Genomic DNA, 9,160 nt, shown 5'->3' on the forward strand with positions numbered 1-9,160 from the left:
CGACGGCCGCCGCCCCCTCACCGGGGTGGCGGCCGTTTTTGCTTTTCGTTCTTCAGGGGCGCGGGGAACTGCGCGAAACCGGAAGGCGCCCTCCGTCACCCGGGCTCGGAGCGACAGTTGCGCCACGTGCCCGTTGAGCAGAAAAACGAGGGCGCCCCCACCGCGTGGTGCTGCGGTAGGGGCGCCCTCGTGGGTGCTGCTTAGTTGTCGCCGTCCTCGTCGATGAGGAAGCCCCGCATCGGCGCGGGCGCCTGCTGCATCGGCTGCGGCGGCTGCGGGCGGACCGCGGCCATCGGCTGGGTCATCCCGGCGGGAGCCATCTGCGCGGCGCCGTTGGCGCCGTTCTGCTGACCACCGAAGCTGGGCTGACCGTTGCCGCCGCCGAACGCGCTCTGGCCGCCGAACGACTGCCCGTTGCCACCGAACGACTGCTGGGTGGCGAAGGAGGGCTGGCCGCTCATCGCGGACGACCCGGCCGGTGCCATCGACGACGCGGCCGGCGGCAGCGACGCGGTGGCGGGGAGGCGCGGCGGAGCGAGCGAGTCGTCCGCCTGCGACTCCAGCTGGCGCAGCTGGGTCTCCAGGTAGGACTTCAGGCGGGTGCGGTACTCGCGCTCGAAGGCGCGCAGGTCCTCGACCTTGCGCTCCAGCGTCGCGCGGGCGGACTCCAGGGAGCCCATCGCCACGCGGTGCTTCTCCTGCGCGTCCCGCTCCAGGGCGTCGGCCTTGGCACGGGCGTCCCGCTCCAGGCCCTCGGCGCGGCTGCGGGCCTCGCCGACGATCTTGTTGGCCTCGGAACGGGCCTCGGAGATCGCCTGGTCGGCGGTCTGCTGAGCGAGCGCCAGCACCCGGGCCGCGCTGTCGCCGCCGGGGTTCTGCTGCTGCTGCATCGGAGCGCCGAGCGGGCCGCCGAGCTGCTGGCCCATCGGGCCGCCCATCGGCTGGACCAGCTGCTGCTGGCCGCCCATGGTGCCCATCTGCTGCTGCTGGCCCATCTGCTGCTGGCCCATCTGGCCGCCCATCGGCTGCAGCATCTGACCACCCATCGGCTGCACCAGCTGCTGCTGGCCGCCCATGGTGCCCATCTGCTGGCCCTGGCCCATCTGCTGGGGCCCACCGAGCTGCTGGCCGCCGAGCTGCTGCTGACCCATCTGCTGCGGGCCGCCGAGCTGCTGGCCCATCGGGCCACCCTGCCCGGACGGGAGCTGCGGGGCGCCGGAGGGCAGACCCAGCGGCTGGTTGCCCATCTGCTGCTGGCCCATCTGCTGCGGGCCGCCGTGCTGCTGGCCGCCCATCTGCTGCTGGCCCATCTGCTGTCCGGGGCCCTGCTGGCCCGGGACCGGCGGGCCGGATATGGCAGCCGGGACAGGGGCACCCGGGCGGGCGTCCTGCGGCTGCTGCTCCTTGCGCATGTTGGCCTGGTTCTGCGCCGCGGCCCGAGTCGCCGCGGCCAGCTTGGCGCGCAGGTCCTCGTTCTCGCGGAGCAGCCGGGTCAGCTCGGCCTCGACCTCGTCGAGGAAGGCATCGACCTCATCCTCGTCGTAGCCTTCACGCAGGCGGACGGTCGTGAACTGCTTGTTCCGAACGTCCTCGGGGGACAATGGCATCTCTTCACCTCAACGTGATCGTCGGCACACCGGCATCCTGTCGCAGCGCTCAAGACGGCAGAGTCAGCACGAGCGATCTCAGGACAAACACAATGATCATCAGTACGAAGAAGGACAGGTCGAGCGCCACGCCCCCGAGACGCAACGGCGGGATGAATCGCCGAAGAAGCTTGAGTGGCGGATCCGTGACAGTGTACGTGGCCTCCAGGACCATGACCATGGCCTTCCCGGGACGCCACGAACGGGCGAACTGGAAGACCCAGTCCATGACCAGCCGGAAGAGCAGGATGAGCAGGAAGACGTTGAGTGCCCAGTAGAGCACTGCCCGCACGATCCCCATCCCGTTTCCCTCTCCCTGGCCGACGAACCGTCAGCCACTTCCTGGCAGTCACTCACTGTTTCTTGATCCACACATAAAGTCGTGGCCGGGTCAGCTCTGGTTGAAGAACCCACCCTCGGCGATCCGAGCCTTGTCCTCCGCCGTTACATCGACGTTAGCAGGCGACAGGAGGAACACCTTCTGCGTCACTCGCTCGATACTGCCGTGAAGACCGAAGACGAGTCCAGCGGCGAAGTCTACGAGTCGCTTCGCGTCCGTGTCGTCCATCTCGGTGAGATTCATGATCACGGGGGTACCGCCGCGGAACTGCTCCCCGATGGTACGGGCCTCGTTGTAGGTGCGAGGGTGCAGCGTGGTGATGCGGTACGGCTCTCGTTCGTTCACGACCTTGGGCATGATCACCGGGGCGCTCTTCTCCAGGTTGTGGCGGCGGTCGGGTGTGATGGATGACACTGGCGCCATCCGCGGCGCCTCCTGCCGGATCGGCACGGCAGCCGGGACGGGCTGCGGAGCGATATGGGCGACCGGGGCCGGTGCGGGGGCGGGCCGCTGGAGGTCCTCCGTCCGCCCGGTACGAATCGGCTCGGGGTCCGTGTCGTAGTCGTCGTCGGGGTCGTACCCCTGGCCGTCGTACGTCTCGTCCTCCACGAGGCCGAGGTAGACCGCCATCTTGCGCATTGCGCCGGCCATACTCCTGTCTCCTCCGCTCTGTGGTGGATCGGCTCCGTCACCGGCGGCCTTCGCCTGCGGCCCATCTGCCATTGACTCTGCGCAGCCTCCCCACACCCCGTCAGGGCGACGACCCGTCAGGTCGGTGGGGAGGAGGCTGCGGAGATGCGATCCACGGTTCGCTAGCGCTGTGGATAGCTGCTAGGTTCTGTCCTGTTTTGTCCTGCAGTCTGATCTACTACCCGGTGACGTTACCCGAGCGGTGACCGCACTCCGAGCACCGCAGTACCGACGCGTACATGTGTCGCTCCGGCTGCCACGGCCTGCTCCAGGTCACCGCTCATTCCTGCGGAAACCATGGTGGCAGCAGGATGGGCCGCCCGTACGGCTGTTGCGATTTCCGCCAGCCGATCGAAGCTCCTGGCCGGGTCCCCGGCCAGTGGTCCGGCGAGCGGGGCGACGGTCATCACACCGGCCAGGTAGAGCCCGGGCGTGTCGGCGATCCGGTCCGCCAGCGCGAGCACCTCCGAAGGCGCCACCCCGGCACGCCCCTCACCCTCGCCCGCCTCCTTGTCCAGCGCGACCTGGACCAGGCAACCCAGCGGGGAGCGCTCCGACTTGAGTACGGCGGCGGAGAGCGACCCGACCAGCCTCGGACGGTCCACCGAGTGCACCAGATCCGCGTAGCGGACCACCGAGCGGACCTTGTTCGTCTGCAACTGACCGACGAAGTGCCAGGTGAGCGGCAACTTGACGCACAGCTCCGCCTTGGGCGCCGCGTCCTGGTCGCGGTTCTCCGCCACCTGGGTGACGCCGAGACCGGCCAGGAGCGCGGTGTCCTCGGCCGGGTAGGTCTTGGTGACCACGACCAGGGTGACCTCATCGCGCGAGCGGCCGGCGGCCGCGCAGGCGTCCGCGATCCGGCGTTCCACGACGTCGAGGTTGGTGCCGAGTTGTTCGTACCGGTCCAGCTGCTGCGGTGTCAGCCCGGCCGAGAAGTCCGGCCTCCCCGGGAACGGCCCGTAGATGTCGTTCGTCATGAGTGTCAGCTGTCCAACCAGACGTAGCTCGCGAGCCGGCCCGTGCGATGCTCGCGGCGATAGGAGTAGTGATCGGCCGACTCGAGGGTGCAGACGGCGGACGGCACCACCTCGGTGACCCCGGCCTCGGCCAGCTGGGCCGCGACCCCGGCCGGGATGTCCAGCGCGGGCGTGCCCCAGGAGGTCTCGGCGTACGCGGCGGGCACCAGGGCGGCGACTTCCGCGCGCAGCGCCGCCGGGACTTCGTAGCAGCGCCCGCAGACGGCGGGCCCGATGGCGGCGACGATCCGCTCCACCGAGGCGCCCTGCGCGGTCATCGCCCGGACGGCCGCCGGGACGACCCCGGCCGCCAGGCCGGGACGACCCGCGTGAGCTGCGGCGATGACACCGGCCACCGGGTCGGCGAGCAGGACGGGCGTGCAGTCGGCGGTGAGCACCGCGAGCGCGAGCGGCCGGTCGGTGACCACGGCGTCCACCGTCGGGGCCTCCCCCGCCGGCTGGCGCTCCGTCACCACGGCGACGTCGGCCCCGTGCACCTGGTTCATCCAGACCACGTCGGCCGGGTCCAGCCCGAGCGACTCGGCGGCGATGACGCGGTTCCGCCGTACGGCCGCCGGGTCGTCCCCGACCGCGCCGCCGAGGTTCAGCTCCCCGTACGGCACAGTGCTCACCCCGCCCCACCGGTCGGTGAAGGCGAAGTGAGCACCGTGTCTGTCAGTTCTGGAGGTCACTTCAGGAAGTCGGGCACGTCGAGTTCCTCGGCCGGGCTCTCCACGTAGGGCTGCCGGGCCGGCTGCACCTGCGGGGGCACCGGAGCGGCCGTGGTGACCGGCGCCTCGGAGCGGGACTCCTCCGAACGGGACGTCACCGAACCGATCCCGTACGAGGGCCGGGTGGCCGGACGCTCGGGGGCGGCGGGCGGGGTGGCCGGGGTGGTCGCCTTGACCACCGGGTCGCGGACGATGGCCGGCGGCTGACCGCCGTCGAAGCCCGCCGCGATCACGGTGACGCGGACCTCGTCGCCGAGCGCGTCGTCGATGACCGCACCGAAGATGATGTTGGCCTCGGGGTGCGCCGCCTCGGCGACCAGCTGGGCCGACTCGTTGATCTCGAAGAGACCGAGGTCGGAGCCGCCGGAGATGGAGAGCAGCACGCCGCGCGCGCCGTCGATCGAGGCTTCGAGCAGCGGCGAGGAGATCGCCATCACGGCGGCCGCCTTGGCGCGGTCCTCGCCCCTGGCCGAGCCGATGCCCATCAGCGCCGAACCGGCGTCCGACATGACCGACTTGACGTCGGCGAAGTCGAGGTTGATCAGACCCGGGGTGGTGATCAGATCGGTGATGCCCTGGACGCCCGACAGCAGCACCTGGTCGGCGGAGCGGAACGCGTCCAGCACGCTGACCTGGCGGTCCGAGATGGACAGCAGCCGGTCGTTGGGGATCACGATGAGGGTGTCGACCTCTTCGCGCAGGCCGGCGATGCCGTCCTCGGCCTGGTTGGCGCGGCGGCGGCCCTCGAAGGTGAAGGGGCGGGTGACCACGCCGATGGTGAGCGCGCCGAGCGAGCGGGCGATGTTGGCCACGACGGGCGCGCCACCGGTGCCGGTGCCGCCGCCCTCGCCGGCGGTGACGAAGACCATGTCGGCCCCCTTGAGGACCTCCTCGATCTCGTCGCGGTGGTCCTCGGCGGCCTTGCGGCCGACCTCGGGGTTGGCGCCGGCGCCGAGGCCCCGGGTGAGTTCACGGCCCACGTCGAGCTTGACGTCGGCGTCGCTCATCAGGAGGGCCTGCGCATCGGTGTTGATCGCGATGAACTCGACGCCCTTGAGACCGACCTCGATCATCCGGTTGATGGCGTTGACACCACCGCCGCCGATACCGACGACCTTGATGACTGCGAGGTAGTTCTGCGGTGCTGCCACGTCGAAGGCCTCTCGCCTCGAATTTCCGGGTCGATCCCCCACGGGCGTGGAAACCGACGGATGTCGATGGGTTGGGAGCACGGATTCGTGACTGTATGTCCGAAATTCCGACCACCGACCCGAACCCTAAACTTGACGTTTAGAGTCACTGGTGTGCCTACGTCAGATCATCGTTCCGGCAAGGCTGCTGCCAGGAACTGCCTGGTGACACAGGACACTAGGTCGCGACGGGCCGGTGTTCAACGAACACGCCGAGCTTCCCTTTTTTCTTTTGAGCCTATGTGATCATCAACCGCCCGGTGAAACCGGGGTGACCACCGAGGGTCGGCCAGGAGCCGGGGCTCCGTCAATACCGCCCTCGGACCTAGAACTTACCGGATCATCCCGACACCGCAGGCGCGTCCGGCGCACTCACGTCATAATTCGCGCCCTTCTGCCCCAGCAGCGCGGTCAGCACCTTGGCCTTGCGATCCGTCTCCTCCGCGCTCCCCCAGTACACCGTCGCACCCCCGCTGAGCTGCAGTCGGATGTCGTCGTACGAGTACACCCGAACCGCTCCTGCCCGCTTCGAGACGTCCTGCGGGAGCCCTGCGGCCACGGTGATCGCGGCCCGGACCAACTCGGGCCTGGTGATCACCCCAATGGAGTCGTTCGCCTGCTGACTGAGCGCCAGTTCGACCACCGGGACCCCGGTGGGGGCGCTCGCCTCGGTGGCGAAACTCACCCCACCGGCGTCAACCTGATTGAATCTGCCGTCGTCGGTCTTCACCACGGCCACCGCCTTGCGCTCGACCAGCTTCACCCGAAGGGTGTGCGGCCAGCCGCGCCACACCTCCGCCCGGGCCACCCGGGGGATGGCCGAGACCCGGTGCTGTGCCTCGGTCAGGTCGACCCGGGCCAGCGGCCCGCTGCGCAGGCCGCCGAGCGCCGCGCGGACCTGGTCCGCCGTCAGCTGGTCGCCCTCCAGGCCCTGGACGGCGACACTGCGCACGTCCAGGACCGAGGAGAAGAAGACCAGCCAGCAGACCAGGCCCACCAGCAGCGCCCCCGCCGCACTCAGCACCACGACCCCACGCCGGGAGAGCCGGAGCCGGGCGGCCTGCGGCCCGTACTCCTCGTCCTCCAGGGGGTCGTCAAGAACCGAGGCGTCAGCCACGACGACGGCCGCCCCTAGCGGCGTCGATCGCCTCGTAGACCATCCCGACCAGCAGATCGTCGGCGTCCCGGCGGCCGAACTCGGAGGCCGCGCGGCTCATCTCCCACAGCTTCTGCGGGTTCGTCAGCACCGGGAGGACGTTCGAGAGCACCCAGTCCGGGGTCAGCTCGGCGTCGTCCACCAGCAGACCACCACCGGCCTTGACCATCGGCTGGGCGTTCAGCCGCTGCTCGCCGTTGCCGATCGGCAGCGGTACGAACGCGGCCGGCAGGCCGACGGCGGCCAGCTCGGCGACGGTCATCGCACCGGCCCGGCAGAGCATCAGGTCAGCGGCGGCGTACGCGAGATCCATCCGGTCCACGTACGGCACCGCGCGGTACGGCGGCATCCCGGGGATGTCGTCGATGTGCGGCAGCTCGTTCTTCGGGCCGACGGCGTGCAGGATCTGCACCCCGTACTGCTGCAGCCGGGGCGCGATCGCCTGGATGGTCTCGTTCAGGCGCCGGGCGCCCTGCGAGCCGCCGGAGACCAGCAGTGTGGGCAGCCGCTGGTCCAGGCCGAAGTAGTTCCGGGCCTCCGGGCGCACCGCGTTACGGTCCAGCGTGGCGATGGTGCGCCGCAGCGGGATGCCGATGTAGCGGGAGTCGCGCAGCTTGCTGTCCGGGGTGGAGACGGCGACGAAGTCGGAGTAGCGGGCGCCGATCTTGTTGGCCAGCCCGGGGCGCGCGTTGGCCTCGTGCACCACGATCGGCACCCCGGCCCGCTTGGCGGCCAGGTAGGCGGGCATCGCCACGTAGCCGCCGAAGCCGACCACGCAGTCCGCCTTGACCCGCTCGATGATCTCCTGGGCGGCCCGGACGGTGCCGCGCAGGCGGCCCGGGACGGTGATCAGCTCGGGGGTGGGCCTGCGCGGCAGCGGTACGGCCGGGATCAGCTCCAGCTGGTAGCCACGCTCGGGCACCAGCCGGGTCTCCAGACCGCGTTCGGTGCCGAGGGCGGTGATCCCGATGGACGGGTCGTGCCTGCGGAGGGCGTCCGCGAGGGCGAGGGCCGGCTCGATGTGACCGGCGGTCCCGCCGCCGGCGAGTACGACATGCACCGAAATTCACCGCTCCCTGCGCGCCGGCCGGGGAGCAGGGCGCGCTGTGGTTCGTCGTCGTGGCAGCACCCGGGACAGGCGAGTCCTGAACCGGGAGTTCTTGCTCCGAGCGGCCAGCGCCTTCTTCGCTCCCGGGGTGCTGCGTGCGAAGCAGAGCAGCACCCCGATGGCGCAGAGGGCCGACAGCATGGCGGACCCACCGTAGGAGAACAGCGGGAGCGGAACGCCCGCGATGGGCAGCAGTCCCAGCGCCGATCCCAGGTTGATCATGGCCTGCGCCATGATCCACGTGGTGGCGGCTCCCGCGGCATACCTGACGAAGGGGTCCTTCGTGCCGATGGCCACTCGGATACCCGCGTAGCCTAGTGCCGCGAAGAGTCCGAGAACCGACAGCGTCCCCACCAGCCCGAGCTCCTCACCCGTGGCGGCGAAGATGAAGTCGGTGTGCGCCTCCGGCAACTGACCCCACTTCTCCGTCCCCGCGCCGAGCCCCGAGCCGAACGGCCCACCCGCCGCGAAGGCGTACAGGCCGTGCAGCGCCTGGAAGCAGTTGAGGTTCGGATCGGGCTTGGTGACGCCGATGCAGGCCAGCCGGTCCAGCCGGTGCGGCACGGTGATGATCAGCGCGGTGCAGGCCACCACGGCGATGCCGAGGGTCGCACCGAACAGCCGCAGCGGCGCGCCCACCATCCAGAGCAGGCCGAACAGCATCGCGATCAGGATCATCGTGGTGCCCATGTCACCACCGAGCATGATCAACATCAGCATCAGCAGCGTCCCGGGGACCAGCGGCACCAGCAGGTGCTTCCACTGGTCCAGCATGTGGGTCTTCTGCTTACGGGCCAACAGGTCCGCGCCCCAGAGCACCAGCCCGAGCTTGGCGAACTCGGACGGCTGGATCTGGAAGAAGCCCAGGTTGATCCAGTTCCGGTTGCCGTTGACCTGCTGCCCGATGCCCGGGATGGCGACCAGCACGAGCGCCCCGATCACCACGCAGAGCAGCGGATACACCAGCGCCCGCAGGATCCGGGTCGGCATCCGGGAGATCACCAGCATCATCGCGCCACCCAGCAGCGCGGCGACCAGCTGCTTGCGGAAGAAGAACGCGATCGACAGGTGACGCTGCATCACCAGGATCTGGGAGGCCGAGAAGACCATCACCAGGCCGAGCACCACCAGCAGCATGGTCGAGCCGAGGATCAGGTAGTACGGCGTCAGCGGACGCTCCAACAGGTACCCGATCCGGGCCCGCAGCGCGGCGAGGCGGGCCATCGGGCCCGCCGACTTGAACGTGGTGGTGGTCGCCGAGATGAACTTGAGCCCACTGG

The 9,160-nt window shown here is 70.0% G+C and carries 9 protein-coding genes; all 9 read right to left on the reverse strand.

The features are described from left to right. Positions 1 to 200: 200 nt before the first annotated feature. The gene (locus tag P3T29_RS28105) at positions 201 to 1,607 is read right to left on the reverse strand and encodes a DivIVA domain-containing protein (protein WP_280719469.1); all 1,407 of its coding nucleotides are present in this window, start codon (positions 1,605 to 1,607) and stop codon (positions 201 to 203) included. Between the two features lie 49 nt (positions 1,608 to 1,656). Then, positions 1,657 to 1,947: a YggT family protein gene (locus tag P3T29_RS28110; protein ID WP_280719470.1), complete on the reverse strand. Its 291-nt coding sequence runs from the start codon at positions 1,945 to 1,947 to the stop codon at positions 1,657 to 1,659. Positions 1,948 to 2,037: 90 nt separating this feature from the next. After that, a complete protein-coding gene (sepF, locus tag P3T29_RS28115; RefSeq protein WP_280719471.1) occupies positions 2,038 to 2,637 on the reverse strand; it encodes a cell division protein SepF in 600 nt (199 codons plus the stop codon). 230 nt (positions 2,638 to 2,867) lie between these two features. Continuing rightward, positions 2,868 to 3,656, reverse strand: a complete 789-nt coding sequence (locus P3T29_RS28120; RefSeq protein ID WP_280719472.1) for a YggS family pyridoxal phosphate-dependent enzyme — start codon at positions 3,654 to 3,656, stop codon at positions 2,868 to 2,870. A 5-nt stretch (positions 3,657 to 3,661) separates the two neighbouring features. Then, complete coding sequence (pgeF, locus tag P3T29_RS28125) at positions 3,662 to 4,387, reverse strand: peptidoglycan editing factor PgeF (protein ID WP_280719473.1); 726 nt, start codon at positions 4,385 to 4,387, stop codon at positions 3,662 to 3,664. Continuing rightward, positions 4,384 to 5,577, reverse strand: a complete 1,194-nt coding sequence (gene ftsZ, locus P3T29_RS28130; RefSeq protein WP_280719474.1) for a cell division protein FtsZ — start codon at positions 5,575 to 5,577, stop codon at positions 4,384 to 4,386. The genes pgeF and ftsZ overlap by 4 nt, the downstream gene beginning before the upstream one ends. Before the next feature lie 379 nt (positions 5,578 to 5,956). Further along, positions 5,957 to 6,733 (reverse strand): FtsQ-type POTRA domain-containing protein, encoded by a 777-nt coding sequence (locus P3T29_RS28135; protein WP_280719475.1) that lies wholly within the window; start codon positions 6,731 to 6,733, stop codon positions 5,957 to 5,959. Beyond that, on the reverse strand, positions 6,726 to 7,832 hold the full coding sequence (gene murG / locus P3T29_RS28140) for an undecaprenyldiphospho-muramoylpentapeptide beta-N-acetylglucosaminyltransferase (RefSeq protein ID WP_280719476.1): 1,107 nt from the start codon (positions 7,830 to 7,832) through the stop codon (positions 6,726 to 6,728). Before murG ends, P3T29_RS28135 begins: the two co-directional genes overlap by 8 nt. 6 nt (positions 7,833 to 7,838) lie before the next feature. Further along, entirely contained in the window at positions 7,839 to 9,104 is a 1,266-nt protein-coding gene (gene ftsW / locus P3T29_RS28145) for a putative lipid II flippase FtsW (RefSeq protein ID WP_280719502.1), read from the reverse strand. Between the last annotated feature and the right edge of the window lie 56 nt (positions 9,105 to 9,160).

The sequence above is a fragment of the Kitasatospora sp. MAP5-34 genome (genome assembly GCF_029894335.1).
Taxonomy (GTDB): domain Bacteria; phylum Actinomycetota; class Actinomycetes; order Streptomycetales; family Streptomycetaceae; genus Kitasatospora.

What these genes read in the sequence shown, in the direction of transcription:
- P3T29_RS28110 (WP_280719470.1), bottom strand. Translation starts at nt 1,947, where the DNA reads ATGGGGATCGTGCGGGCAGTGCTCTACTGGGCACTCAACGTCTTCCTG.
- P3T29_RS28105 (WP_280719469.1), bottom strand. Translation starts at nt 1,607, where the DNA reads ATGCCATTGTCCCCCGAGGACGTTCGGAACAAGCAGTTCACGACCGTC.
- ftsW (WP_280719502.1), bottom strand. Translation starts at nt 9,104, where the DNA reads ATGGCCCGCCTCGCCGCGCTGCGGGCCCGGATCGGGTACCTGTTGGAG.
- P3T29_RS28120 (WP_280719472.1), bottom strand. Translation starts at nt 3,656, where the DNA reads ATGACGAACGACATCTACGGGCCGTTCCCGGGGAGGCCGGACTTCTCG.
- sepF (WP_280719471.1), bottom strand. Translation starts at nt 2,637, where the DNA reads ATGGCCGGCGCAATGCGCAAGATGGCGGTCTACCTCGGCCTCGTGGAG.